The sequence below is a fragment of the Legionella saoudiensis genome, from assembly GCF_001465875.1.
Classification (GTDB): Bacteria; Pseudomonadota; Gammaproteobacteria; order Legionellales; family Legionellaceae; genus Legionella; species Legionella saoudiensis.
In genome coordinates, this window is sequence record NZ_LN901324.1 from 1,471,080 (window position 1) to 1,496,555 (window position 25,476).

Below are 25,476 nucleotides of genomic sequence, written 5' to 3' on the forward strand. Positions count from 1 at the left end.
AGGCTTTTGCCACTCCTAATGCTGGGCTTAGCAGCTCAGCCTACATATCATTACCTCTTTAATCCACAGAAGGCTCCGGCTTCTCAACGGGTTCTGGCTCGGGAAGATTAGGATCTCCTGGCTCTATAGGTTCTGGGTTTGATGGGTATTCATCAGGAGAGTCAGGAATCTCATTAGGCTCGGGTATTTCGCCGCTGTTTTTCAAAATAGTCTCCTTATTATTTGCACTCCATAGCTAAAGTATAGCAAAATCGGGTTTTACCTAAACAAGGCGTTTTATTCATGAAAGTAGCTGTAATTACTGGGGCTGCCAATGGTATAGGCTTAGCATTAGCTTTAGTACACTTAAAACAAGGCGATGCTGTAGTTATGGTTGATAAAGACGGCAATAAACTCAATCAGGAAGCAGAACTTCTCCAAGCTAAGTTCCCAGGAAAAATTCTTGCCATTACTTGTGATGTGACTCAGGCCGATGAAGTAAAAACCCTAGCACAACAAACAGAATGCGAATTAGGTCGCATCGATTGGCTTTATAATAATGCAGGTATCATTGGCCAATTGGCTCCAGTCTGGGATTTAAATCCACAACAGGTTAAACAGGTCATGGATGTGAATTTGCATGGGATGATTCATGTAATTCAGGCCTTTACACCCTTCTTATTCCAACAAAAGTTTAGGTCACACATTATTAATATGGCCAGCTTATACGCATTATGTGCAGGCTCACAAACAGCCCCCTACTCCATGTCCAAGCATGCGGTTTTGGCTTTGTCTGAATCATTATATTTCGATTTAAACCGCCTAGAAAAACCAGTTGATATTTCCGTCATATTTCCTTCATTTACGGATACAGGGTTACTTGCTAATCCTTCAGAGGGACATTCCAGTTTGCATGGCGCGTTGCAATCTTTATTAGCTCATTCACGACCGGCAATGGACATAGCACAACATATTGTGCAGGAAGTAGCGCAAAAGAAATTTTATGTTTTCCCTGATAGGGAGGTAAAAGGATATTATGAAGAACGTACTCAAGCGATTCTAAATCAAGAAAATCCTCATGCGACCAATGTGGAAAAATTAATGAGAGCTTTAATCAAGCGCCAGGAATCACGTAGAGTATCTTAGGCAGTATTGAAAAAGGAGAAAGCACGTCCTCCTGAGGAGTTCACGACGAAGGACGACGCGCCCCTCAAAAGTTTTAAGTAAGTGCCATTAGTTGCTTGCATTATCCTAACATTTCTAGCAGCTCACGGCGAAACATATGGTAGTCTACCTCTAAGGCATGACGCATATGTGACTTAAATCGGTAATGAGGCTTATTCATTTCTTGATCAATTTTTTGATGTAATTGCTCAGGACGTTTCAAGGTCCCCATAATGATCCGCGCAACAATTTTTGATTGATGATCTGCTAGGGGCCAGATACAGCCTTGTGGTTGGCATAGGCCAATAAAATAAAGGTTATCTAAATCAGCATGCATCATTTTGCGATACAAAGGCACCTTTGTGGAACCACTAAAATCAATTAATTTTTTATCAAAAAAAGGAAAGCTTATTTTATAGCCTGTGGCAAAAATTACCGTATCAAACTCAAGTTGCTCACCATTAGTAAAATGAACCTTCTTACCTTCGAAATGAGTAATACCAGGCTGCGGACGTACCTTTCCATGACGAATAAAATATAATAATTCAGAATTAATTGTGGGATGAATTTCCAAAGGCCCGCAATCAGGATTCAATAATTTATACTTGGCATAGCGTCCTTGTAATATGCGAATCACAAGCTTAAAGAGCTTCTGGCGCATTCCTGCGGGCATCCATCGAGTTTTTGCGACAGCGTCATCCGTAGGTTTACCAAAAACAAATTTTGGAAAAATATTGTAACCACGTCGCATGCTAATATAAGTTTCCGGAGATACCCGTGATATTTCTACCGCAACATCACAAGCAGAATTTCCACCGCCAACAACCAAAACACGTTTCCCAGCAAAGACAGAAGCTTTCTTATATTGATGCGAATGAATGAGCTCACCATCAAAATGCCCTGGGTATTCAGGCATGAACGGATCCCAATGGTGCCCATTCGCGACTAACAGATAATCGAAAATATCTTCATGGGTTCCTAGCTCATTTTGGTAGGTTACTTGCCATTGTTTTTGGCTATTTTGTTCGACCTTTAATACAGTCGTATTGAACTGAATGTATTTCTCTAAATCAAAGTGACTTGCATAATTTTGAAAATAAGCCAAAACCTGTCTATGCGAAGGATAATCAGGATAGGATGCAGGCATTGGGAAGTCTTCAAATTGGGACCAACGCTTTGAACTAATAATGTGTGTCGTTTCATACACACTGGAATGATCATTATGTTCGTCATAAACCCAGTTACCACCTATCTGATTATTTTTTTCAAAGACAGTGATCTGGGTAACACCTTGTTCTTGTAAGTTTTTAATTGCGGCAAGCCCACTAGGGCCTGCGCCAATGACACAGACACGCGGCTGACAAATACCCTTAGGCTTTTGCTCTATTTGCATTACTTGTTACCTTTTTAACTTCTTCCATTATCATTGCTTGTACCACGGGATGCTTATCAATTGTGAAATGATTAACATTTACCCCTTTGATTTTTGTAACATCAATATTATCAATTTGAGTTTTAGCAGGATCAACAGCTCGAAGTTTTAAACCACTAAACATAGGTACATAGCCCGCTTTGTAAAAGTTCATTGCATGCTTCACATTAGGAGGCACAACGGTTTGAGACACTGCGTCAACTGTAACGAGCAGATCAACAGGAACTCCTGCTTTATTTAAATTACGCGCCACCTTGATTTGTTCATTCGCCCCTAACGAATGTCCAACAAGTATAATTGGCTTGGGGTTTTTATGTTTGTAGTAATTACTGATAAGAGTACGGGAGACCGCACCAGCGTTATACCACATACCGCTTGGAGCAGGAATATGATAAGTCGCCTCTACAGAGTCGCTTAGCTCTTGCATACCAGTACTAAAAACCCCTAATCCTCCAAGCATGGTATGAACTTCGCCACGGTACGCGTTTTTGGTATGCGCTACTTTTTTTGCCGTAACATTAGTTTGTACTGGATGCTTTTTCTTAGTCGGATGATACTTAGCCCCGGACAAATCAACACAGCTTGCCACCGAGAATGCGGCAAACAGGCAAAAAGATGCTTTGAAGAAATTAGTTTTGCTACTGTTCATTTTTTATTTTTATTTAGGTTTTAGCGAATCCATTGATGATAACGTATATGCCGGCGAAAGCCAATATTAGGAGGGTATTAACCCGCATCTGTAGGGGCTTAGACATTAAACGAGTAATTCTATTTGGGAAGCAAATAATAGTTTGTTAAGATATGCGTTCTCTCTTTGATTGTGAACAATTTTTTATGGAAACACAGGTTTCAGTACTTACTGTCAGTCAGCTCAATAGACAGGTAAAAAGCTACCTTGAAAATGAGCTGGGAATTGTTCATGTGGAAGGGGAAATTTCCAATTTAAGTAAGCCTGCATCAGGGCATTTTTACTTTACACTAAAAGACAGTGGCGCTCAGATCCGTTGTGTATTTTTTAAAAATCGCCACATTAACTCCGTCGCCACTAAACTCTGTGATGGTCAGCATCTGGTTGCCAGTGGTCGCTTAAGCCTTTATGAGGCCCGAGGAGATTATCAATTAATCGTTGACCAAATCACAGAAGCAGGTCTTGGAGCTCTGTATCAGCGTTTCGAAGAATTAAAAAATAAACTCGCCAATGAGGGACTTTTTCATCCTGATAAGAAAAAAGCACTTCCCAAAATGCCGCAAACTATTGGCGTGATTACCTCAACCACCGGTGCTGCAATCCGTGATATTTTATCAACTTTAGCTCGCCGCTATCCATTGGCACATGTATTTATTTATCCAAGTGAGGTTCAAGGTGCTGGGGCAGCGCAGCAATTGATCAAAGCCATCCAACGAGCCAATGTGGAAAAACGCTGTGATGTACTCATTCTTGCGCGCGGTGGTGGAAGCATTGAAGATCTATGGGCTTTTAATGATGAGCAATTAGCGCGACAAATTGCCCAAAGCAGTATTCCTCTGATATCGGGAGTAGGACATGAAACCGATTTTACCATTGCTGATTTTGTTGCCGATTATCGCGCAGAAACCCCCACTGCAGCGGCCACTGCGGTAACCCCTGACGCTCTTGAGCTGTTACGATCACTAAATCAATCAATGTTGCGTTTACAAGAAGCTATCCATCGCCACATGCACAAAAACCAAGTTAAGCTGCGGCATTTAATGGATAAAATTTCTTCTCCACAAAAGGCAATCTCAAGCCACTGGCAAACCACGGATTATTTAGAGCGGCAATTAATTTCTAGCATCAATCAAATCGTCAGACATAAGACTCATCAGTTGCATTTATGCACTCATCAATTAAATACACATAACCCGAAGACACAAATTCAACACGCCCAAAATCAATTACAACAAAAAACGCAACAGCTAACCCAGCAGATGCAAAATAAACTGAACCAGCTTAAGCTTCGCATGCGCAGCTTAATGTCTACCTTGCACGCAGTGAGTCCCTTAGCTACACTGGATAGAGGCTATGCAATTGCTACACTAAAAGATAAGGTACTTTTTTCCCCCGAGCAAACTCAGGTTGGCGATATCATTGAAGTACGTTTAGCCCAGGGCAACCTTTCCTGTGAAATAAAAAATATTAGAGGATTACAGCAAGACCATGCTTGATGAATTAATTGATAGCCTTAATTTAATTATTAATCAAACGAAAATGAATAGCTCCATATTAGCTACTATCGTAATTATTTTATGGATCATTTTTTTCTTTTCGCGCGTTGATCGCCGCCTATTACTACTTGGCATTCAGCCAAGACATCTTGCCGGCCTGCCCGGGATAATTTTTTCTCCCTTTTTGCATCTTAACGTTAATCATTTATTTTTTAACTGCATCCCCCTAATTGTATTAAGTAATTTTATTTTAATTAATGGTCTTTATTATTATCTAACTGTCACTGTGATCATTACTTTACTTACAGGAATAGGAGTATGGTGTTTTGCAAAACCCGGTCTGCATGTTGGTGCCAGCGGCGTTATAACGGGCTATTGGGGCTTTTTGGTTCTTAATCTATATCAAACCGGTACTCTAACTACCATTATTTTAGGCTTACTCAGTGTTTATTACTTTGCGGGTATTTTCTTTGGTATTTTCCCTGGGAAGAAAGGGGTATCTTGGGAGTCACACTTTTTTGGTCTATTAGCAGGTTTGGCTACGAGTTATTTATTTACCAATTACCCTAATTACGTACAGATGTTGATGCCCATATCTAGTTGACCTAGGGACGCCATTGGCATGAACAGCCAGCTTATGGTAACACTTAAATATGCCTTATCACACTTGGCCCTTCCTCACACACCTCTATTTCCCTATTTTCCTTCGCGCTGAATAAAACAATGCGCGAATGATATTTCTCTACTGTACGTCGATGGGCAATACTCACTAAAGTTGCTCCGGTTAATTCCTTTAACACGCGATAAAGATGTTCTTCGCTCTGCTCATCGAGAGCGGACGTTGCTTCGTCTAAAAAAATCCAATCGGGTTTTTTGAGTATGGCACGCGCAAAAGCAATTCGTTGTTTTTGTCCTCCTGATAATTCCCCATCCCAGATGCACTTTTCATTTAGCCTAGGAATATAATCCTGCATGCCTCCCACCTTGTTCAGAACCATAAGATATTGCTCCTCACAATAAGTTTCTACTGGATCAGGATAAGCTAAAACTGCTTTTAATGTGTCATACGTTAACGTGGGTGTTTGCGGTAAAAAATACAATCGCTTTCTTGATGGAAGTAAAATGACTCCAGTGCCATAACCCCAAGTACCAGAAATCGTTTTAAAAAATGTGCTCTTACCTAGGCCCGATTTTCCTTTGATTAAGACATCCTCCTCTGGCTTTAACTTTAAGTTAAGATTGCACATGATGTGTGCCGTACTGGTGGCATGAGGATGTCGAATATTTAAATGCTTCACTTTAATGGTGTCTTTCCGGTGTTCATTTCTAATAATTAATTTAGGATGTGCATTTAAGCCGTCTTTTTCTAAAGAAGCTTGTAATTCAGTAATTCGTTCGATGCTCGTTTTGTATTTTGCAAGTTCATCGTAAGCCCATACAAACCAGCTAAGTGATGAATTGACTTGGTTAAAAGCCATGCCTACCTGTATCAACTGTCCTATCTCGATAAGTCCTGCAAAATACAAAGGAGCTGCAATAAGTGTTGGTAAAAGTTCCGCTAATTGAGAATAGAAATGTTGAAAAGCATCCAATTTTAAACCAATGTCCAATTTTTGATTGGCACGCAAGTTGATTTCATGAATTTTATTTTTTAAAGATCTTCTGTAGTACTGCTCGGCATGTTCTTCGGCAATATTCTCAGCTTCCTTTTGCACCTCAGTGATATTCTGGCGTAAATCAGCTTCCGCTTTTTCCGCATTATGATTGGTTTCGGCCATTGATTTAGCGATGGAGTTAGCAATAAGCGTGGCAGCTATTGACGTTCCTAAGGCTGTCCAGAATAAATAACCCGGAATAACAATAGGTAGACCTAAAACAGTCACGGATAAAGAACCACCAACTATCCATAAAGTACCGGCAAACATCCCCAAACTAAGTACTGATTTTAAAAAGTCCCCTACCAGTTCAATGGTTAACTTCACAAAAATTTTTACATCTTCTTGGATGCGTTGCGCAATATTATCAACTTGGGAAGGAAAGCGTTTCAAATCCAGATAATTATTTTCATTAGTAAACAACTTATTAATTAATTTTTCTGTAAGCCAGGTGCGCCAATAAATAGACAATCGCCCCATAAAATAATCTTTTAAAATGTGGACCCCGACATACATTCCTACCATTAACGCAAATTGCCCGATGGATAAAAGAAAAGGAAGCAGCACCTTTGCGGTTAATGCCTCCCAAAAGGCCGCTGACAACCAAGCCATGGCAGCCGTCAAACCAACCAGTGAAATAGTGCACAAACCAATAGCCAATAAATACAACCAGGCTCGCAATTTTTCATCCGAATTAATAAAATAATCTTTAATCAAACTCCAAGTGGTGTCCCATAAATGTTGGGAACCCATTGAATTAAGTAATTTATTGGACATGTGCACGTTCAGGAGTTTTTGAGGGGTATATCCATGTTAGTTTCATTTTAAAAAAATGCAACTATTGCTCAAAATACACTAAATTTGCCCATTTAAAGGGATGATTTTCCTGATAAAACCAGGCTACACTTGCTCTAAAGTCTATGTTATTCTAAGAAGAATAAATCATCAGAGAAATCAAGATGCTATCATTGAAACGATTATTTCTCGTAGGCACATTAAGTCTACTGGTTACTCCCGTATTTGCGAAACAAAACCCTAGTGCTTGTTGTAGTGGCATGGGAGGAATTAGTTATTGTGACTCATCCGCTGGACGTATGGTCTGCAATAATGGCTTTTACTCTACCTGCTTTTGTACGCCACATGCGGTAATGGATCTTCAATTGATACGTGGTTGCTGTCTATGGAAAGGTGGTGTGGTCAATTCACTCACAGCCCCTAATGGTCTAGTCGTTTGCAATGACGGTTCTGTTTCTGAAGAATGTTCCCTACAAACGCCCGCGGATAGAATTGCGGCCTGGTAGCTTTAAGATTTCCCAGGAGCTGTATATGATCAACAATATCCAATCAGCACTTAGCGAATTAAGGCAAATAAAGCCATTAGTTCTGTGTTTGACCAATTATGTCACCATGGACTTTATGGCTAATGCGCTTTTAGCCTTGGGTGCAGCACCATTAATGTCTGAATCTCCTGAAGAAATCGACGAACTGGTTAGCCTAAGTCATGCCCTTTACATTAATATCGGCACGCTAAATGATGCCTTCGTAAAGCATGCCCTTTTAGCCGCTAAAATTGCCAACTTTTTAAATAAGCCAATAATTCTCGATCCCGTAGGCGCAGGCGCCAGTACCCTTCGAACCTCTGCAGCATTAGAAATTCTGCCCTTAGCTCAAGTTATCAAAGGAAATGCCAGTGAAATCATTTCTTTGACTGGAGCAAATAGTTTAACAAAAGGCGTTGAGTCAGCTGATCCAGTATTTAAAGCCATTGATAGTGCTCGTGCCCTAGCGCGGACTTATAATAAAGTTGTCGTTATTAGTGGTCCTGAAGACTTTATTACCGATGGAAAACGTGAACAAATGCTCGCTTTTGGCTCTGAACTAATGCCCCTGGTAACCGGCATGGGATGTACTATGGCAGCAGTGCTTAGTGCTTTTGTCGCATCAGATCCTGATACCTTTCAAGCTGTAATTCATGGTACAGCGTACTTTGGCTTATGCGGTCAGCAAACCCATCAACAGACCCAGGCTCCAGGCTCATTTAAACAGTTTTTTATTGATAATTTGTATCAGCCGGAATGGAATTTTTTTAATAAAGCGCTTAAGGGCTAACATGCAGTATAAAGCATTATCTATAGCAGGTTTTGATGGTTCTGGTGGTGCAGGCATTCAAGCAGATTTAAAAACATTTTCTGCCTTTGGCTGTTATGGAATGACGGTACTTACGGCCTTGCCAGTACAAAATACCTGTGGCGTAAGAAATTGCTATGAAATTCCTCTGCAAGCAATTGAGGAACAACTTCATGCAATTTTTGATGATATTAAACCCAATGCCATTAAAGTTGGTATGTTGTTCAATAGTGATATTATCCAATTGGTAGCCGCTTTCCTTAAACAACATGCTCAGGGTATTCCCATAGTCGTCGATCCCGTAACTGTTGCTAAAAGTGGGGATCCGCTTTTATTGCCTGATGCAGTTGATACACTAATTTCTGAGCTTATGCCCCTGGCCACGCTAATTACGCCAAATTTACCGGAGGCTTATACATTTACCCAAGTAAACGCTCAATCCGCGGAAGAAATGATTTGTGTAGGAAAAAAATTATTAGCATTGGGGCCACAACATGTGCTACTTAAAGGAGGTCATTTAACCTCCTCCGCTTCGAATGATTTATTGTTAAGCAACGATAATGAATATCATTGGTTTGAAGGTTCGCGAATCAATTCTAAAAATACCCATGGCACCGGATGTACCCTTTCGGCAGCTATTACCGCATGCTTAGCACAAGGAATTCCCTTACAAAAGGCATGTGGCATAGCCAAAAACTACCTGTTTCAGGCGATAAAAGCCGCTAAAGATAATAGCGCTGGCCAAGGCCATGGGCCAGTGCATCATTTCCACCATTTATGGCCGATTTCATTAGTTGATTTTTAGGCTTTAATTTCTGAGAACTATAAAAGATCCTTTGCAAGCAACTAAGGGCACTTACTTAGAGGCCCTCGCTTGCGAAAGAAGTTCGAACAAAACCCCATAGCGAACATGTAAGCGTTCACGCTGTATGGATTCTATTAAAATTAAATAAAAAATGCTGTCATTGCGAACAAAGTGAAGCAACCCAGTATTGAGTCTTAACGAAGCATCGTTCTGTGTTGCTTCGCCATGACCCGCAATGACGAAATTTACATATCTCGTCTCGTGAACGCTTACACGAACGCAGGAGAGGGTTCTTCTCCTGCATTTAACCAAACTTTGGTATCGTTTAAACTGCTAATTCGGCAGAATGAGGTGAGGTATATACTTTTTCTTTTACAGAAGCTTTAGCCTCTTCTTTCTTCGCTAATAACTCAGCAAATCCCATAGCACAAACTACAACTAGAATACTTCCTACTGGTGAATAACAAAAGATACTATCTGAAAAAGAACCGAAGCATACTGCAATCAGCGGGCCAAGCATGATGAGCCGTGCTGTTTTACTTAACTTAAAGGCCAGAACAATTAAAGAGCCTATGAATGTTAGGTAGAACATGAGCCCTACAACGCCACCCTCAACTAAAACCAACCAATATTGACTATGCGGCTCATTAAGTTTCTCTTCCCAACCTGAAACGGGCTTATCGCGGTGGAAACTATATTTAAAGTAACCTGTGCCAATACCAAAAACTGGATGTTCCTCAAATAAAGAGCGTGCATATTTGTGAAATTGCATTCTAAAACCTAGCGAAGTGTTTTCTTCATGCTTTTTCAAAAACTTAATATCACTAATAAGTATACTCGTACGTAATTGCATTAATGGGCTTGCCAAATAAACCAATCCAATAGATGCGGCGAGTAAGCACACGCCTAAAGCAGCTTTCTTTAAAGAAAACTTTTGTACAATTAAAAAGACCATTAAGAAAGAATAGATAAAATAACCAGTTCTTCCCGTATTGAGGAAAAATATTTGGTAGCTTCCCACCGCTATCATTAACCAACAATATATACGTTGCCATTTATTGATTTTAGGTTCTAAAGCGATAATCGCTGCAAAATAAACCGCTAAAGCAACCATAAATCCTGTAGCGATATGGTTATGGAATACTTCGCCTGTATCTTCTGGATTATTAAGGACGAAGATACTTTTATGCTTTAGGTAGGAAATGACACAGGTTATTAGCATTGAGGCAAAATAAGCATTAAAAGCCCAACGTCTGGTTTTAGGATTGATAAAGCCTACAGCCAATATGGGTAAATAAAGCGCTTTGGAATACTTATCTACTACGGTATAACGTAAGTGATATGGTGCTTCAGACCATAAGCACCCAATAACCACGTAAGCAAACAAGGCTATACCTGCCCAGCCCCATAAACTATTGTAAGCCCCCAGTATTTGATTTCTATAGTATGGCGTCAAGAGCAATGCAGCCAGCCCAAGCCCCGCCATAATGGATTTTAAACTGGAACTGATAGGCACAAATAAAACAAATAAAACAATAAAAATAGGCGCTATTAAAATGCTTTTTTCTTCCGAAAAGAATTGTTTCACACTAAGTCCTCATTAGCTGTGGTCAGGTTAGGTAATTGCTCGATGTTACTATCCTGGTATAGTTGCTTAATACCTCGATAGAAGGTACCTTGAGCATTAAACACCGCAAACAAAAAACCAATTCTACCATCCAAAAAACCCCGTTGTAATACATAGCACCTAAAAAACATCCATGAAGTACTAGCTAAGGTTTTAGCGAAACTTGCCTTTCTTTGTTTTACTATGTAGGTTTTTGCACTATAGGAAGAATATCTGTTCATTTTGTAAAGCACATGGCTCACATCTTTAAATGAGTGGTGCATAATGCAATTTTTAAGCTTTCCAATCCGCGCCCCTTCCGGAAGAATAATTTTTTCATGGACAATGTCCGGACTAAAATGTGCGCCTTTACGTTTATATAAACGCGCATGTCGTTTGGGACTGGAAGAGTATTTTAAGGGTTGGTCGTAGAAGTACATTTGAATTGCGACACGGTATGCATCCGCTTCATCTAATACCATTGCCTGCATTATTTCCTGCTTCAACTTCTCGCTTACTGCCTCATCGGCATCAAGATTCAAGACCCAATCACCAGTGGCTTTTTCTAAAGCCCTCTGCTTTTGGGCCCCGTAACCAGGCCAGTCTGTTGAATAAACATGCTCTGTATATTCTTTAGCGATTGCAACGGTATTATCCGTGCTTCCTGAGTCCAGAACAATTATTTCATCAGCAAACTGTACTGATTCCAGGCATCTCCTAATATTTCGTTCTTCATTTTTAGCAATTACAGTTACAGTCAACGCCATTTAAACTACGCCCTCTCTATGATCATGACTATCAAAGTGTAACTTACCATCTTTAACTTTTAATGTCACATGGCCGCCATGCATTAATTTACCAAACAATAGCTCATCAGCAAGTGGTTTCTTCACATTTTCTTGAATCAACCGAGCCATAGGTCTTGCCCCCATTACCTTGTCATATCCATGCTCAATTAGCCATTCGCGTGCTGCTTTGTCTACATCAAAGGTAACCCCTTTATGACTTAGCTGCTCATCTAATTCCATAATAAATTTATCAACAACTAAACCTATGGTCACAGAATCTAATGGCGCGAAGTTAATAATGGCGTCCAGTCTGTTTCTAAATTCAGGACTAAATTGCTTTTTAATTACTTCCAGTCCATCGTTACTGTTATCTTGAGTTGCGAATCCGATGGAATTACGCACTAACTCGCTGGCGCCTGCATTAGACGTCATGACTAGAATTACATGTCTAAAATCGGCTTGACGACCATTGGTATCAGTTAAAGTTCCATGATCCATAATTTGTAGTAACAAATTAAAGACATCAGGGTGCGCTTTTTCTATTTCATCAAGCAGTAAAACTGCATGAGGATTTTTAGTTACTGCTTCAGTTAACAAGCCACCTTGATCATAACCCACATATCCTGGAGGCGCTCCGATTAAGCGGGAGACGGTGTGCTTTTCCATGTATTCAGACATATCAAAACGTAACAACTCAATGCCTAAAACATTTGCCAATTGGCGTGTAACCTCAGTTTTACCTACACCTGTTGGGCCAGCAAATAAGAAGCATCCCACTGGTTTTTGCGGCTCTCTAAGGCCTGAGCGTCCTAATTTAATTGCTGAAGATAAAGCAGTAATTGCCTGATCTTGTCCGTACACTAAGAGTTTTAAATCACGCTCTAAATTACGTAAGGTATCTTTATCACGTGCAGATACTTTCTTAATTGGGATACGTGCAATTTTCGCAACCACACTCTCAATTTCGGTGACGCTAATAATTTTTTTACGTTTACTCGCTGTGAGTAAGTTTTGATAAGCTCCTGCTTCATCCACAACGTCAATTGCTTTATCAGGCAAGAAACGATCGTTAATGTATTTAGCTGATAGCTCTGCCGCAGCTTTAAGCGCAGGAATCGTGAATTTTACGCCATGATGCTCTTCCAAGCGACCTTTTAAGCCTTTTAAAATTTCAAAAGTTTCATCAATTGAAGGCTCAGGAATATCTATTTTCTGGAAGCGGCGAGCCAAAGCACGGTCTTTTTCAAAAATACCACGATATTCTTGGTAAGTTGTTGAACCAATGCATTTTAATTCACCATTTGCCAATAAAGGCTTAATTAGATTAGACGCATCCATCACGCCACCTGAGGCAGCCCCTGCGCCAATAATCGTATGAATTTCATCGATGAATAAAACTGCACCCTCTTGTTGGCTTAATTGTTTAAGTACGGCTTTCAAACGTTTCTCAAAGTCCCCACGGTATTTAGTACCTGCGAGCAATGCTCCCAGATCCAGTGAGTACACAATGCAATCACGAATAGCATCAGGTATTTCACCATCGACTATGCGACGAGCCAGACCTTCAGCAATAGCGGTTTTACCGACACCAGCCTCTCCAACCAGTAATGGGTTGTTTTTTCTGCGACGACAAAGCACTTGTATTGTACGTTGAACTTCTTCATGACGTCCGATGAGGGGGTCAATCTTACCTTGTTTTGCACGTTTGTTAAGGTTCGTGCAATAGCTCTCTAGAGGAGACTCAGTACCTTCTGCAGCGCCCATATCTTCATCCATTGATGAATTCATGCTCTCATGCATATCATTATTTTGGTACTTAGATACGCCATGAGAAATGTAGTTAATCACATCAAGACGTGTAATATTTTCACGGCGCAAGAAATATACCGCTTGACTTTCTTGTTCACTAAAAATAGCAGCGAGGACATTTGCGCCAGTTACCTCGGTTTTACCTGCTGACTGTACATGGAATACTGCACGTTGCAATACGCGCTGGAACCCTAATGTTGGTTGTGTTTCTCGATCTAATTCATCGTCGGGAATTCTGGGAGTGGTTTCATCAATGAATTCAATTAAGTCACGTCGTAATGCATCAATATTGGCATCACAAGCCTGTAACACATTTCCAGCAGCTGGATTATCAAGCAATGACAACAATAAGTGCTCAACGGTCATAAATTCATGACGTTTCTCTTTTGCTTCCTTGAAGGCGAGATTCAAGGTAAATTCAAGTTCTTTATTTAACATTGTCGTTGCTCCTCTTCAGCCCACAACAAATTATTCCGGTTCCATGCTAGATAGCAATGGGTGCTGATTCATTCTGGCATATTCATTTACCAGAGCGACTTTTGTTTCTGCGATGTCTCGTGTGAATACACCACACACGCCCTTTCCTTGGATGTGAACCTGTAACATCACCTGAACTGCAGTTTCCTCGTTTAGATGAAAAAAATGTTTCAGTACATCAACAACAAAATCCATCGGCGTATAATCATCGTTGAGCAACACTACTTTGTACTTTCTTGGCAGTTTATTTTCTGTCCTTAACTCTGGCTCAGCAACCTTATGCCTTACAATTTCCTCGATATTTTGCCCGCTCATAACATACAACCTCTTACTATTTTTATAGACTCCCCACAGGCATTTGGCCAGTAAAAACAGCTAATTTTAATGAAAAAATTGGCCTTTGGGATAATCAAAAACATATTGGTTAGATAGCTTCCATGAAAATGGACAACCTTTGTCCTATTCGCTTGTACTAGCTCAGGCCTATATTTTGTATCGCGGTAACAATCAGTTAATAACGTTACCTATAAAGAAATGCGTGCCATCCTGAGCAGTTTATGACGAAGGATTTCCTGATTGCGGCATTAAACTCAGCATAATTCAAAGCCTCATTTAGGTATCCCTCATTGAGACTAAAAACCCGTATTAGTTTAAGCTAATACGGGTCACATTATTTAATAATGTAATCACATGTGCTGAATGATTGCATCCGCAAATCCAGAACTACTTACTAAAGTAGCTCCTTCCATTGTGCGTTGGAAATCATAAGTCACAGTTTTCGCTTCAATTGCCCCTTCGGTGCCCTTGATAATTAAATCTGCAGCCTCATTCCATCCCATATGACGTAACATCATTTCAGCAGAAAGAATAATTGAACCTGGATTCACTTTATCTTGGCCTGCGTATTTAGGTGCAGTTCCATGAGTTGCTTCAAATACTGCGATTTGGTTACTTAAGTTAGCGCCTGGAGCAATACCGATACCACCAACCTGAGCGGCTAAAGCATCAGAAATATAATCGCCATTTAAATTCAAGGTAGCAATAACGCTGTACTCTTCTGGTCTTAAAAGAATTTGTTGCAAGAAAGCATCAGCAATTACATCATTGATAATAATTTGATTGCCGGTCTTAGGATTTGTGAATTCCATCCAGGGACCGCCTTGATATTCTTTAGCACCAAAAACATCACGAGCCACTTGGTAGCCCCAATCTTTAAAGGCACCCTCAGTAAACTTCATGATGTTACCTTTGTGCACAAAAGTAACCACTTTACGATCATTATCTATAGCATATTGAATGGCTGCCTTCACTAAGCGGGTTGTACCCTCTTTAGAAACTGGCTTAACACCAATACCGCAATGTTCTGGAAAACGGATTTTCTTAACACCCATTTCTTTTCTTAAAAACTCAATTACTTTCTTAGCTTCTGGGGTATCAGCTTGCCACTCAATACCCGCATAAATATCTTCTGAGTTTTCCCGGAAAATAACCATATCGGTTTTCCAAGGCTCTTTTACAGGGCTTGGTACGCCATCAAAGTAGCGAATAGGACGCATGCACGTGTACAGGTCCAACTGTTGGCGAATTGCCACATTTAATGAACGAATTCCCCCACCAACTGGAGTAGTTAAAGGTCCTTTAATAGAAACAACGTATTTTCTTAAGGCGTCTAAGGTTTCTTCGGGTAACCATTGATCAGCGCCATAAACTTTAGTTGCTTTTTCACCGGCATAAACTTCCATCCAGGAAATTTTTCTTTGAGAGCCGTAGGCTTTTTCTACCGCAGCGTCAACAACTTTAATCATGGGAGGCGTTACGTCTACGCCAATACCATCACCTTCGATAAAAGGGATAATTGGATGGTTCGGCACATTAAGAGACTGATCCGCGTTAATCGTAATCATTTCACCTTGTGCAGGCACTTTGATTTTATCATACGTCATTGACAACTCCGTAAATTTTTAGAGGTAATAATGATAGCACGCGAGAACTTGGAATCCCAAGTCCATTTATGTGAAATTAGTAGGGATAACACTAAAAAATGTATCCCTCTTTCATTAATTCTTAGTATTAGTGTTTGAAGTTTATGCGTGCTGCAACATTTTAATCTGCTCTATTAATTGATCATAGCCTGCTTCTACATTTATGTAGTCATTTTTGGCTAAATAAATAGATAGTGAGCCATCATCTGTTGCTGTAGATTTTTGTAACACCCCATTATAACCCTTACTCTTTAGACGTAAGAAATCACTGATTTTGGTTACCAGATAAAAATTGCGGTAGTAATTTCGCGGCAACATATGAATTGCTTGCGCATCATGTTGCAGTGAATTTCCTGGGAGATAATCTTTAAGTGAGTACGATGCATTATTATGTACTGCTACAACCTTACCTTTAGGTAATAATTGTTTTATTTTATTTGCTAATTTCTTTACTTCTCGATGCGCTTCTGGGCTGTATTGGCTAAGAGTTGTTAATGTTTTCCTGATGCCATTATCAGTAAAAATGCGATTAGGATCAAACTCATAGCGTTTATTATGTAAATTAAAGACTATGTTACGTCCACCCGAATGAACTAAAGTAATCAGACTTCCGCCCTCTTTCTTAACCACTGCTTCAGCTGCTTTTAATGCTGTTTGCTCATTGTGGTGGACATGAATGAAGGTTTTGCCTCGGCCAACGGTATGCTTAATCTCAACCTTTTCATCACCAACCATCACAATATGATTCATCGCATAGGTAAATTGAGAGAAAAATAATGAAACGAGTAAAAAATATCGCATAGATCAGTTCACGTTAATATAAAAACTGGCGGCCATTGTATAATAATTGCCCTAAAAATACAAATCGCGCGAGGATTAACTTCACAAAGCAGAGCAATCCCTCTACCATTAAGGCCTTTCAACTTTGGTCGATTTTATGCCTGAACTTATTTTATTCAACAAACCTTATGGGGTTGTCTGTCAATTTACTGGCGAAGAACACGATCATACTTTAGCAGAGTTCATTGATATTCCTAATGTGTATGCTGCGGGAAGATTAGATAAAAACAGTGAAGGCTTGTTATTGTTAACTAATGACGGTGCGTTACAACATCGATTAACGCATCCTAAGTTTAATAAAAGGAAATATTATTGGGTGCAGGTTGAGGGAGTTCCTAGTGAGGAGCAATTGCAACCTCTAAGAAAAGGCTTGGCCCTTAAAGATGTGCGCTTTTTACCTGCGGAGGTCCGATTAATCGAAGAGCCACCTCTTTGGCCTCGCAATCCCCCTATTCGGTTTAGAAAAAGTGTTCCTACCTGTTGGCTGGAAATTGTTTTATGTGAAGGAAAAAATCATCAGGTGCGGCGAATGACTGCCGCTATTGGCTTTCCTACGTTGAGGTTAGTACGACATCGGATTTGGGATTGGGAGCTTGGTGGGTTAAATCCAGGTGAGTATAGGGTTGTTCGGGTGTAGTTTTGATTGCCACTTAGCTACATTTAACGATAGACAAAACGTGGCAAGAGCGTATCTTCACCTAATAAACGAATCCAGGGCCACAAAAACATACCTACAAATGCACTGGCTACAGGCATGAATAAGCTATATTTAAAACCAAGCAGCGCCGTAATCAGTGCGATAATTGCTTGATACAGCATACAGAAAAAACCTATTAAAAAGATTTGCTGCATCATGGAGAAAAATTGGAACCGTCTGGATTTACTTGATGCAAGCCACGTTACTAATAATAAAGCAAACGAATGTTCACCAATCACTGTCGCCAATAAAACATCCAGCATTAACCCTACAAACAATAAAGTAGCCTGATTAAAATTTCCTGGTAGAAAATATTCAATATACAGCACCAGCAATAAAACCCAAGGCGGTCTAAAATCGGTAACCAATTCCGGCATAGGCAATATTGATAAAATCAATGCAATAATAAACCCTACGGCTAAGCGTAAACGAAGATTTTTCATTACATAGTCTCCTTGGCATTTAAACGCTCATTAATTTGAGCGGTTAACTGCTCTTGTCCGTTGTCTGGCCATATCAACAAGACCAAGCGATTACGGTTAAGAAGGGCCACTGGTCTTACTTTAACTTTTACAAAGTCCTCACCAGGCAGGCTATTAACTTCTTCTACAAGTCCAACGGGATAGCCTTCAGGATATCGTCTATCTAAACCTGAGGTAACTAATACATCACCGGGATGAATGGATGAAGTTTTCGGTAAGTTAATTAAAAAGAGGGTTTCAATATCATTAGTACCAACCAGAATGGCACGCTCCCCTGTTCGATTATTTCTCACTGGAACGGCACTTTTAGAGTCAGAAATTAATAATACGGTACTGGTTAAAGGGCCAACATCAATGATCTGTCCCATCACCCCTTTAGCATCTAATATGGGTTGACCAACATAAACGCCATCACGCTTGCCCTTGTTTAATACGACAATTTGCCGCGAATTGCTGGTATCAACAGCCAGAATTTGCGCAGCCATCGCACGCATATCCGCTTGAGAAGAAGTGCGTAATAATTCTTTAAGTTGAGAGTTTTCTTTTTGTGTAACTAATAACTTTTGTAATTCAGCCTCTAACATTGCTTGCTGATAGCGCAATCTCATATTTTCATCAATTAAGGCTTTTTTTGCACCCACTAACGACTGGATCCAGCCAAATACACGTACGGGGTAATCAACGGCATATTGCAAAGGGGCTACAATTAAAGAAAAACCACTACGAACACTATTTAAGTAACAATAGTGGTAGTCAGAAAACATTAAAAAAACAGAAATAAGCAAAGCAAGCACGAATCCTATTGGATTGTGCCCGCCTCGGCTAAATAATCTGTTTCGATTATTATTCTGTTGAGAGGAAATCACCGCCACGTAAGTCCATGGTTTCTAAAGCTTTACCGCCACCACGCGCAACGCAAGTTAGCGGATCTTCAGCGATTAATACGGGTAGACCAGTTTCTTCCATCAACAAGAGATCAATATTTTTCAATAAAGCTCCGCCTCCGGTTAAGATCATACCACGCTCCGCGATATCAGCAGCTAATTCAGGTGGAGCCAATTCTAAAGCAGCTCTTACAGCACCTACGATTCCTGATAAAGGCTCTTGTAAGGCTTCTAAGATTTCCGCGCTGGTTAAAACAAAACTACGAGGCACACCTTCTGCAAGATTTCTTCCACGTACTTCGATTTCAAACAAATCACGGCTTGGGAATGCAGAGCCAATCTCATGCTTAATGCGCTCAGCGGTCGTTTCACCAATAAGTGTACCGTAATTACGACGCACGTAAGATACGATTGCATCATCAAATTTATCTCCACCAATACGTACTGATTGATGGTAAACGATACCACTTAAAGAAATGATCGCAACTTCAGTAGTACCACCACCGATATCGACAACCATCGAACCACTAGCATCTTCTACTGGCATTCCCGAACCTAAGGCAGCAGCCATTGGTTCTTCAATCAAAAATACTTCACGAGCACCAGCACCCATGGCAGATTCACGAATTGCACGACGCTCAACTTGGGTAGAACCACAAGGAACGCAAACCAGCACACGTGGGCTTGGACGCAAAAATTTATTTTCATGAACTTTATGAATAAAATGCTGTAGCATTTTTTCAGTAACGAAAAAGTCAGCAATGACCCCATCCTTCATCGGTCTAATCGCGTTAATGTTGCCAGGAGTTCTTCCAAGCATACGTTTGGCTTCTAGACCTACTGCCGCTACGCGCTTTTGACCTGACTCATTTCGCAACGCAACAACTGAGGGCTCGTTAAGGACAATTCCTTTATCCCTTACATAAATCAATGTGTTAGCGGTTCCCAAGTCAATCGATAAATCATTGGAGAACACGCCCCTTAATTTCCTGAACATAAGCAGCACTATCCCATTCTTTTTTTTGCGCTACTTTATACTAATTTTGCGTAAAGATCGACTGTTCTGGAGCAACAATTTCAAATAAAAAAGTAAATTTTTTGTCCAATCCAATTTTCAGCGTTTTGTTTTTCTGCCGCATCAACTACTTAAATAGCTTACTGTTTAAGTTTTAATCATCACCACTTAACATGTAAGCTGGGCTGTTAAGCCCAGCAACCAAGACATAGAGCGAAGTTCTAATTAATTATAAATATTTCTTTCAATTTTTCTTTATTTGCCGTTACAAAACGCTGGCCTATACCTTTAACTTCCGCAAGCTCTTCAATCGATTTAAAACCTTGGTGGCTAGTACGATAGGCAATAATTGCCTCGGCTCGTTTCTTGCCAATACCTTTAAATGAACCAATTAAAGCAGATACATCAACTTTATTGAGATCAATCTTTTTAGAAGCAAGAGGGGTTTGTTGTTCAGGTTTGGCAATCTTTGCCGTATTCGCATGAGCGGAAAGGTTTACTGCTAATAATGATAACGCAGCAGCAAATATTTGTGCTTTCATAAATTTCTCCTAATTGTTGGACTAAATGACCCGTTCCAGGGTCGATGGCAGTATCCCAAGAATTAAGGGAACTGTCTAGAATTTTTTAAGATGATTTTTAGAAGATTTTATGTAGGCAGATGGTCTAAAGAGCATTAAAAGTCACTCACGATGGCGTGCCCGGCAAAAGCTTTATCGCACGCCATTAGAGTTATGCAATCGACTGATACAAAACATAAGCCACACATGCAGTGAGCTTTTCCACCATGTCTAAATGTAAAAACTCATTGGGGCCGTGAGCATTAGAATGTGGACCTAATACTCCAGTAATCATAAACTGGGCTTCAGGAAACTTTTCGCCTAGCATGCCCATGAAAGGAATTGTTCCCCCCTCCCCCATGTACGCAGCAGGCTTGCCATAATAGGTTTGAGAAGCTTCATCCGCTGCTTTAGCTAGCCAGGAAGCAAGTTTAGGCGCATTCCATCCTTGTGAACCATCACCTACTGAGAAATGAACTTTGGCATTATAAGGAGGCCTTTGTGTTAATGTTTCCTGAATTGCTGCGGCTGCAATCTTAGGATTTACTAAAGGAGGCAGGCGCATGGATAGTTTCAATGCGGTTAATGGCCGCATCACATTACCGGCATTGGCTATGGGAGGAAAGCCATCAGCCCCAGTTACTGTTAATGCTGGACGCCAAGTACGGTTTAAGATCAGTTCTTTTGTATCTTGAACTATAGGTTCCACCTCATCATGCCAAGGAAACTCGTCATAAACATGATTACCTAAAGCCTCTGCACAATGATGTGCTTGGGTGACACGTTCTTCAGGAATATCACAATGTAATTGCGGTAACTTAATTACCCCCGTGACCTCATCTTCCAGACGATTAATTAATTGCCGAGCAACTCTGAAACTATCGGCAACGATACCACTGGCGCTACCGGAGTGAACTCCTTCACTAATGAGCTCCACAGACAGCTCTCCTACTACATTCCCCCGTAAAGAAGTAGTCATCCATAATTGTTCATAGTTACCTGCCCCGGAATCAAGACAAATCACTAACTTAGGTTTGCCAATGCGCTCTTTTAATAATTCGATATAATAAGGCAAATCATAACTTCCACTTTCTTCACAGGCTTCAATAATCAATACACAGCGAGGAAAAGGAAGACCTTGCTCCTCCAAGGCACGAATGGCAGTTAAAGAGGCATAAGCCGAATAGCCATCATCAGCAGCCCCACGGCCATATAAACGGCCATCTTTAAGCACTGGCTTCCAAGGATGTAAGTCGTCATGCCATCCCGACATTTCTGGTTGTTTATCTAAATGACCGTACATTAGTACAGTTTCGTTAATTTGCCCGGGTATTTCCATGAAAATTAATGGAGTACGCCCTTCTAAGCGCATTACCTCTAATTGCATCCCTTGAGGAGCATGTGCTTTACACCAATCCGCAATATGATCTACCGCCTGGTCCATCAATCCATGTTCTTTCCATTTCGCGTCAAAATGGGGAGATTTATTTGGAATTTTTATGTAATCACATAAGCTGGGAATAATTTCTTCCTGCCATTGCTGACGAATAAAGTCATACAGCGCTTGGGGATTGAACATGTATTTGCTCCTCAATAATAACCACAATCTGTTCCGTAGCAGATTTAATTTTTAACGCCTTAATTTTATTAAGGATTTCATCCTTATTTTTTTCCAGATCACACAAAGCCTGTACTAAAGACGCTGCATTTAAGGAATTGTCATCAATAACAAAACTAATTCCTAATCCTTGAAAATACTTGGCATTTTGGATTTGATCCCCACGACTAACCTGCGCCGATAAAGGAATTAAAATATGCGGCTTACCTAAGGCCAATAATTCATAAAGCGAATTTGCTCCTGCTCTGGAAACAACCACTGATGCAGCAGCAAATAAATCGGCTAACTCTTCATTTGCATATTCAAATTGTTTATAACCCGCAACATCCATTAGGGACGCATCCATTTTGCCCTTACCGCAAAGATGAATAACTTGGTAATCCTGGGTTAACTGCGGTAAAGCCTCACGAATACTGCGGTTGATTGAGCCTGCACCCAAGCTCCCTCCTATAGCTAAAAGGCAGGGCTTTTCCATATTGAATCCGCATAATGCCAATCCTGCAGCGCTATTCCCTGAAAATAATTGCTCACGAATTGGGGTTCCGGTAACTTCTATTTTTTCTTGGCTTTTAAAATGTTTTTTACCCGCATCGAAGGTAAGGCAAATTTTATTAACAAAAGGAAAACATAAGCGATTTGCAAGCCCTGGACTCATATCTGACTCATGAGCAACAACTGGAATACGGTTTAACCAGGCGCCGACTACCACGGGAAAGGCAACAAAACCACCTTTGGAGAATACCACGTCCGGCTTCAATCTAGCGAGTAATAAAAAGGCTTGAAAAATTCCTAAAATGATTTTAAATGGATCCAATAAGTTCTTTACGCTTAAGTAGCGGCGCAATTTACCACTTTTCACTGAATAAAAAGGAATATCAAGCGGCTTAATCATTTCCTGTTCAATGCCCTCAGCAGACCCCACATAAGCGATATCCCAGCCTTTATGGCGAAACTCTTGAATCAGCGCAATATTCGGCGCCACATGGCCTGCAGTTCCACCCCCGGTAAAAACGATACTTGGCATCATAATATTTCCCTAATCAATAAGCTTAAATCAATCGCTTGGATGGATTTAGTAATTGCTCCAACAGAAATGAAATCCACTCCTGACGCTGCTATTTTAGCAATATTTTCAAGAGTAATTCCTCCAGAGGCCTCTAATGTGCATTGGCTAGATTGATTAATACGTACTGCCTCACTAAGCATTTCCAGACTAAAATTGTCTAATAATATGCGGTCAGGTCTTGCAGCCAGAGCCTCTCGTAATTCATCTAAATTTTCAACTTCGGTTTCTACTAGGATATTATTTTGTGTCTCTCTTGCCAAGGCAATTGCTTTAGCTACAGAGCCACATGCCTTAATATGATTCTCCTTAATCAAAAAGGCATCATAAAGTCCCATACGATGGTTAACTCCCCCACCACAGACCACCGCATATTTTTGTGCCACGCGTAACCCAGGTAAGGTTTTGCGTGTATCCAATAAACGTGTTTTAGTCCCTTTGAGTTGCTCCACATAACGGTATGTTTGTGTGGCAGTCGCAGATAAGGTTTGTAAAAAGTTCAACGCGGTACGCTCTGCGGTTAACATGCTGCGTGCTGGTCCTGAAATACGGCATAAGGTCATTGGCTTGTCTAACCACGTACCTTCAGCTACCTGCCAATCAAGCTTAATGTGCTTATCAACCTGGTTAAATACTTCGTTAACCCAAGGCTGTCCGCAAATTAGCATGGGCTCTCGCGAAATAATTTCAGCCTCGGCCATTAAGTGTTCTGGTAATAAGGCCGCTGTAACATCCCCTGCTCCTACATCTTCTTGCAATGCATGAGTTACATCGATCTGTACTTGCGATAAGTGTTTGTTCATTTACTGTGCCTTCTTTTCCTGCATTAAAAAGCGTGCTTTTAATAATGGAGGAGCAATAAAAGTAGTGATCATAACCATTAATACAATCGCTGAGAATAAATCATCAGAAATTACTCCTAAGGTTCGTCCAATAGCAGCAAAAACCAATCCTACCTCACCTCGGGGTAACATCCCAATACCGATAAGTAGCCGATCATCCTTGGCACTAGCCCCATAACCACTCACCAGTTTTCCAATCACTGCTGCGAAAATTAAGCCTAAGGCTAAAATAATTACGTTCCAATGAAAAAAGCTCTCCAATTTAACCTGAATACCAATCAAGATGAAAAAAACAGGGGCTAATATGGTTTCCAAGGGCGATAATAAATGATAAATAGTACGCTGTACCTTCTCTTTTTGGTTTACTTCAAGCGGCTTAAAATAATCATCATGGAGTATAACCCCAGCCGTAAAAGCACCAATAATCGTTGCTAATTGGATAAATGAAGCAAACCAAGAAAGCAGCATAATAAATAAAAATGAAATAAAAAGTTTAGCTTCCCAAGGCTCTAAAAAGCGAAAAAAATGTATTGCCCATCGCAAAATGTAAGGTCCTAACAGGATGGCGCTAATAAAAAAGGTTAGGGAGGCAATAATAATTCGGACCACTACCATAAAATCTACAGCCCCATTAATTACGACTGAACTGACTACTGCTAAAATAATTAAACCCAATACGTCATCCAGCATAGCCGCTCCCAGAATGGTACGCGCTTCTCGGGTACGTAATTTTTTCATTTCTGCCAGTACGCGCGCAGTAATTCCGATGCTGGTGGCGCTTAAGGTGGCACCAATAAATAAATCAGCCTGAAAAGAAGCCTGCGGCATTAATAATGAAGCAACGCCAAATCCAAGAATCATTGGCACAATGACACCAATTAAAGCGACAAGTATTGAATCACGGCCGGTATGTTTTAATTCTTCAAGAGAGCTTTCCAGGCCCACCATAAATAAAAGAAAAATTACCCCATAACGTGAAAAAATATCTACAACATAGGCAATCTTAAGATAATCGGCGCCACGAGGACTACTTAAGGCAGCAATAACTTGTTGGGCCTGTTCTGAGTTAGAAATAATTTCGGTTACGGCAGTATTTAAGGGAATGCCTTTTAAAAGCTCGCGCACAATATCAAAAGTCGCCGCTCCCTCACGTAATAAAATAATTAATTGAAAGCCATAATAATAAAATAAATTGCCAACCAGCACCCCCATAAGTAGCTCACCAAGCACACTTGGCTGGTTTAAACGTCTTGCGATATAACGCCCTAAAATGGCAAAGAAAAAGATGGTGGTAACGCCTAGCAATACAAAAGTTATAGGATCAGCTTCTTCTGCGACTGGAGATGCGAATGCTACAACTGGGCTTAATCCGGCTAAAAGTAACCACCATTTACTATGCTGCATTAAACTGAACCCTCTCTGAAAAATTTCGACATGATGTTAATTGATGTTGCTTATGTTGGGGCT

The 25,476-nt window shown here is 40.4% G+C and carries 25 protein-coding genes; 7 read left to right on the top strand and 18 right to left on the bottom strand.

Annotated features, from left to right (window positions below; genetic code table 11):
- Window positions 1-58: 58 nt before the first annotated feature.
- Window positions 59-205: a hypothetical protein gene (locus BN3124_RS17230; protein ID WP_196398933.1), complete on the bottom strand. Its 147-nt coding sequence runs from the start codon at window positions 203-205 to the stop codon at window positions 59-61.
- A gap of 77 nt (window positions 206-282) precedes the next feature.
- Between BN3124_RS17230 and BN3124_RS15340 the strand changes: the two genes are divergently transcribed.
- Complete coding sequence (locus BN3124_RS15340) at window positions 283-1,125, top strand: SDR family NAD(P)-dependent oxidoreductase (protein WP_058535635.1); 843 nt, start codon at window positions 283-285, stop codon at window positions 1,123-1,125.
- A 100-nt stretch (window positions 1,126-1,225) separates the two neighbouring features.
- Here BN3124_RS15340 and BN3124_RS15345 read toward each other — a convergent pair whose 3' ends face one another.
- Both BN3124_RS15345 and BN3124_RS15350 read right to left on the bottom strand, forming a co-directional pair.
- Window positions 1,226-2,536, bottom strand: coding sequence for a flavin-containing monooxygenase (locus BN3124_RS15345; protein WP_058535636.1), 1,311 nt, complete (start codon window positions 2,534-2,536; stop codon window positions 1,226-1,228).
- Window positions 2,514-3,224 (bottom strand): hypothetical protein, encoded by a 711-nt coding sequence (locus BN3124_RS15350; protein ID WP_058535637.1) that lies wholly within the window; start codon window positions 3,222-3,224, stop codon window positions 2,514-2,516. The genes BN3124_RS15345 and BN3124_RS15350 overlap by 23 nt, the downstream gene beginning before the upstream one ends.
- Before the next feature lie 185 nt (window positions 3,225-3,409).
- On the opposite strand from BN3124_RS15350, the gene xseA reads away from it, so the two are divergent.
- Together xseA and BN3124_RS15360 are read left to right on the top strand one after the other, a co-directional pair.
- A complete protein-coding gene (gene xseA / locus BN3124_RS15355; protein WP_058535922.1) occupies window positions 3,410-4,759 on the top strand; it encodes an exodeoxyribonuclease VII large subunit in 1,350 nt (449 codons plus the stop codon).
- Complete coding sequence (locus tag BN3124_RS15360; protein WP_058535638.1) at window positions 4,752-5,363, top strand: rhomboid family intramembrane serine protease; 612 nt, start codon at window positions 4,752-4,754, stop codon at window positions 5,361-5,363. The genes xseA and BN3124_RS15360 overlap by 8 nt, the downstream gene beginning before the upstream one ends.
- A gap of 43 nt (window positions 5,364-5,406) precedes the next feature.
- Here the strand turns inward: BN3124_RS15360 and BN3124_RS15365 are convergent, their stop codons facing one another.
- Entirely contained in the window at window positions 5,407-7,191 is a 1,785-nt protein-coding gene (locus BN3124_RS15365; RefSeq protein ID WP_058535639.1) for an ABC transporter ATP-binding protein/permease, read from the bottom strand.
- Between the two features lie 182 nt (window positions 7,192-7,373).
- On the opposite strand from BN3124_RS15365, the gene BN3124_RS16900 reads away from it, so the two are divergent.
- From BN3124_RS16900 to thiD, 3 genes are read left to right on the top strand one after another with little or no spacing between them, the layout of a single operon-like run.
- Window positions 7,374-7,715: a neurogenic locus notch gene (locus BN3124_RS16900; protein ID WP_078061578.1), complete on the top strand. Its 342-nt coding sequence runs from the start codon at window positions 7,374-7,376 to the stop codon at window positions 7,713-7,715.
- Window positions 7,716-7,740: 25 nt separating this feature from the next.
- Window positions 7,741-8,523, top strand: a complete 783-nt coding sequence (thiM, locus tag BN3124_RS15370; RefSeq protein ID WP_058535640.1) for a hydroxyethylthiazole kinase — start codon at window positions 7,741-7,743, stop codon at window positions 8,521-8,523.
- Window position 8,524: 1 nt separating this feature from the next.
- Window positions 8,525-9,346: a bifunctional hydroxymethylpyrimidine kinase/phosphomethylpyrimidine kinase gene (gene thiD / locus BN3124_RS15375; RefSeq protein WP_058535641.1), complete on the top strand. Its 822-nt coding sequence runs from the start codon at window positions 8,525-8,527 to the stop codon at window positions 9,344-9,346.
- Window positions 9,347-9,671: 325 nt separating this feature from the next.
- Here the strand turns inward: thiD and BN3124_RS15380 are convergent, their stop codons facing one another.
- The 6 genes from BN3124_RS15380 to BN3124_RS15405 form a co-directional block, all read right to left on the bottom strand.
- On the bottom strand, window positions 9,672-10,934 hold the full coding sequence (locus BN3124_RS15380; protein WP_058535642.1) for an O-antigen ligase family protein: 1,263 nt from the start codon (window positions 10,932-10,934) through the stop codon (window positions 9,672-9,674).
- Entirely contained in the window at window positions 10,931-11,719 is a 789-nt protein-coding gene (locus tag BN3124_RS15385; RefSeq protein ID WP_058535643.1) for a glycosyltransferase family 2 protein, read from the bottom strand. The genes BN3124_RS15380 and BN3124_RS15385 overlap by 4 nt, the downstream gene beginning before the upstream one ends.
- Entirely contained in the window at window positions 11,720-13,987 is a 2,268-nt protein-coding gene (clpA, locus tag BN3124_RS15390; protein WP_058535644.1) for an ATP-dependent Clp protease ATP-binding subunit ClpA, read from the bottom strand.
- 30 nt (window positions 13,988-14,017) lie between these two features.
- Window positions 14,018-14,341 carry an ATP-dependent Clp protease adapter ClpS gene (gene clpS, locus BN3124_RS15395; RefSeq protein ID WP_058535645.1) on the bottom strand — a complete coding sequence of 108 codons (324 nt, stop codon included), beginning with the start codon at window positions 14,339-14,341 and terminating at the stop codon, window positions 14,018-14,020.
- A gap of 371 nt (window positions 14,342-14,712) precedes the next feature.
- The gene (icd, locus tag BN3124_RS15400; protein ID WP_058535646.1) at window positions 14,713-15,969 is read right to left on the bottom strand and encodes an NADP-dependent isocitrate dehydrogenase; all 1,257 of its coding nucleotides are present in this window, start codon (window positions 15,967-15,969) and stop codon (window positions 14,713-14,715) included.
- A 141-nt stretch (window positions 15,970-16,110) separates the two neighbouring features.
- Complete coding sequence (locus tag BN3124_RS15405; RefSeq protein WP_196398934.1) at window positions 16,111-16,809, bottom strand: SAM-dependent methyltransferase; 699 nt, start codon at window positions 16,807-16,809, stop codon at window positions 16,111-16,113.
- A 136-nt stretch (window positions 16,810-16,945) separates the two neighbouring features.
- On the opposite strand from BN3124_RS15405, the gene BN3124_RS15410 reads away from it, so the two are divergent.
- Complete coding sequence (locus BN3124_RS15410; protein WP_058535647.1) at window positions 16,946-17,485, top strand: pseudouridine synthase; 540 nt, start codon at window positions 16,946-16,948, stop codon at window positions 17,483-17,485.
- A 23-nt stretch (window positions 17,486-17,508) separates the two neighbouring features.
- Here the strand turns inward: BN3124_RS15410 and mreD are convergent, their stop codons facing one another.
- From mreD to BN3124_RS15450, 8 genes are all read right to left on the bottom strand, one after another.
- Window positions 17,509-17,988, bottom strand: coding sequence for a rod shape-determining protein MreD (gene mreD / locus BN3124_RS15415; protein WP_058535648.1), 480 nt, complete (start codon window positions 17,986-17,988; stop codon window positions 17,509-17,511).
- Window positions 17,988-18,893, bottom strand: a complete 906-nt coding sequence (gene mreC, locus BN3124_RS15420; RefSeq protein WP_058535649.1) for a rod shape-determining protein MreC — start codon at window positions 18,891-18,893, stop codon at window positions 17,988-17,990. Before mreC ends, mreD begins: the two co-directional genes overlap by 1 nt.
- Entirely contained in the window at window positions 18,871-19,908 is a 1,038-nt protein-coding gene (locus tag BN3124_RS15425) for a rod shape-determining protein (protein ID WP_058535650.1), read from the bottom strand. Before BN3124_RS15425 ends, mreC begins: the two co-directional genes overlap by 23 nt.
- A 239-nt stretch (window positions 19,909-20,147) precedes the next feature.
- Window positions 20,148-20,468, bottom strand: a complete 321-nt coding sequence (locus BN3124_RS15430; RefSeq protein WP_058535651.1) for a ComEA family DNA-binding protein — start codon at window positions 20,466-20,468, stop codon at window positions 20,148-20,150.
- A gap of 190 nt (window positions 20,469-20,658) precedes the next feature.
- Window positions 20,659-22,065 carry a M20 family metallopeptidase gene (locus BN3124_RS15435; protein ID WP_058535652.1) on the bottom strand — a complete coding sequence of 469 codons (1,407 nt, stop codon included), beginning with the start codon at window positions 22,063-22,065 and terminating at the stop codon, window positions 20,659-20,661.
- Window positions 22,040-23,131 carry an undecaprenyldiphospho-muramoylpentapeptide beta-N-acetylglucosaminyltransferase gene (locus BN3124_RS15440; RefSeq protein ID WP_058535653.1) on the bottom strand — a complete coding sequence of 364 codons (1,092 nt, stop codon included), beginning with the start codon at window positions 23,129-23,131 and terminating at the stop codon, window positions 22,040-22,042. The genes BN3124_RS15435 and BN3124_RS15440 overlap by 26 nt, the downstream gene beginning before the upstream one ends.
- On the bottom strand, window positions 23,128-23,970 hold the full coding sequence (nadC, locus tag BN3124_RS15445) for a carboxylating nicotinate-nucleotide diphosphorylase (protein ID WP_058535654.1): 843 nt from the start codon (window positions 23,968-23,970) through the stop codon (window positions 23,128-23,130). The genes BN3124_RS15440 and nadC overlap by 4 nt, the downstream gene beginning before the upstream one ends.
- Complete coding sequence (locus BN3124_RS15450; protein WP_058535655.1) at window positions 23,971-25,413, bottom strand: cation:proton antiporter; 1,443 nt, start codon at window positions 25,411-25,413, stop codon at window positions 23,971-23,973.
- Window positions 25,414-25,476 lie beyond the last annotated feature (63 nt).

Excerpts from the sequence above, each read along its gene's own strand:
- BN3124_RS15340 (WP_058535635.1), top strand. The coding sequence starts at position 283 with ATGAAAGTAGCTGTAATTACTGGGGCTGCCAATGGTATAGGCTTAGCA.
- BN3124_RS15345 (WP_058535636.1), bottom strand. The coding sequence starts at position 2,536 with ATGCAAATAGAGCAAAAGCCTAAGGGTATTTGTCAGCCGCGTGTCTGT.
- BN3124_RS15350 (WP_058535637.1), bottom strand. The coding sequence starts at position 3,224 with ATGAACAGTAGCAAAACTAATTTCTTCAAAGCATCTTTTTGCCTGTTT.
- xseA (WP_058535922.1), top strand. The coding sequence starts at position 3,410 with ATGGAAACACAGGTTTCAGTACTTACTGTCAGTCAGCTCAATAGACAG.
- BN3124_RS15360 (WP_058535638.1), top strand. The coding sequence starts at position 4,752 with ATGCTTGATGAATTAATTGATAGCCTTAATTTAATTATTAATCAAACG.
- BN3124_RS15365 (WP_058535639.1), bottom strand. The coding sequence starts at position 7,191 with ATGTCCAATAAATTACTTAATTCAATGGGTTCCCAACATTTATGGGAC.
- BN3124_RS16900 (WP_078061578.1), top strand. The coding sequence starts at position 7,374 with ATGCTATCATTGAAACGATTATTTCTCGTAGGCACATTAAGTCTACTG.
- thiM (WP_058535640.1), top strand. The coding sequence starts at position 7,741 with ATGATCAACAATATCCAATCAGCACTTAGCGAATTAAGGCAAATAAAG.
- thiD (WP_058535641.1), top strand. The coding sequence starts at position 8,525 with ATGCAGTATAAAGCATTATCTATAGCAGGTTTTGATGGTTCTGGTGGT.
- BN3124_RS15385 (WP_058535643.1), bottom strand. The coding sequence starts at position 11,719 with ATGGCGTTGACTGTAACTGTAATTGCTAAAAATGAAGAACGAAATATT.
- clpA (WP_058535644.1), bottom strand. The coding sequence starts at position 13,987 with ATGTTAAATAAAGAACTTGAATTTACCTTGAATCTCGCCTTCAAGGAA.
- clpS (WP_058535645.1), bottom strand. The coding sequence starts at position 14,341 with ATGAGCGGGCAAAATATCGAGGAAATTGTAAGGCATAAGGTTGCTGAG.
- icd (WP_058535646.1), bottom strand. The coding sequence starts at position 15,969 with ATGACGTATGATAAAATCAAAGTGCCTGCACAAGGTGAAATGATTACG.
- BN3124_RS15405 (WP_196398934.1), bottom strand. The coding sequence starts at position 16,809 with ATGCGATATTTTTTACTCGTTTCATTATTTTTCTCTCAATTTACCTAT.
- BN3124_RS15410 (WP_058535647.1), top strand. The coding sequence starts at position 16,946 with ATGCCTGAACTTATTTTATTCAACAAACCTTATGGGGTTGTCTGTCAA.
- mreD (WP_058535648.1), bottom strand. The coding sequence starts at position 17,988 with ATGAAAAATCTTCGTTTACGCTTAGCCGTAGGGTTTATTATTGCATTG.
- BN3124_RS15425 (WP_058535650.1), bottom strand. The coding sequence starts at position 19,908 with ATGTTCAGGAAATTAAGGGGCGTGTTCTCCAATGATTTATCGATTGAC.
- BN3124_RS15430 (WP_058535651.1), bottom strand. The coding sequence starts at position 20,468 with ATGAAAGCACAAATATTTGCTGCTGCGTTATCATTATTAGCAGTAAAC.
- BN3124_RS15435 (WP_058535652.1), bottom strand. The coding sequence starts at position 22,065 with ATGTTCAATCCCCAAGCGCTGTATGACTTTATTCGTCAGCAATGGCAG.
- BN3124_RS15440 (WP_058535653.1), bottom strand. The coding sequence starts at position 23,131 with ATGATGCCAAGTATCGTTTTTACCGGGGGTGGAACTGCAGGCCATGTG.
- nadC (WP_058535654.1), bottom strand. The coding sequence starts at position 23,970 with ATGAACAAACACTTATCGCAAGTACAGATCGATGTAACTCATGCATTG.
- BN3124_RS15450 (WP_058535655.1), bottom strand. The coding sequence starts at position 25,413 with ATGCAGCATAGTAAATGGTGGTTACTTTTAGCCGGATTAAGCCCAGTT.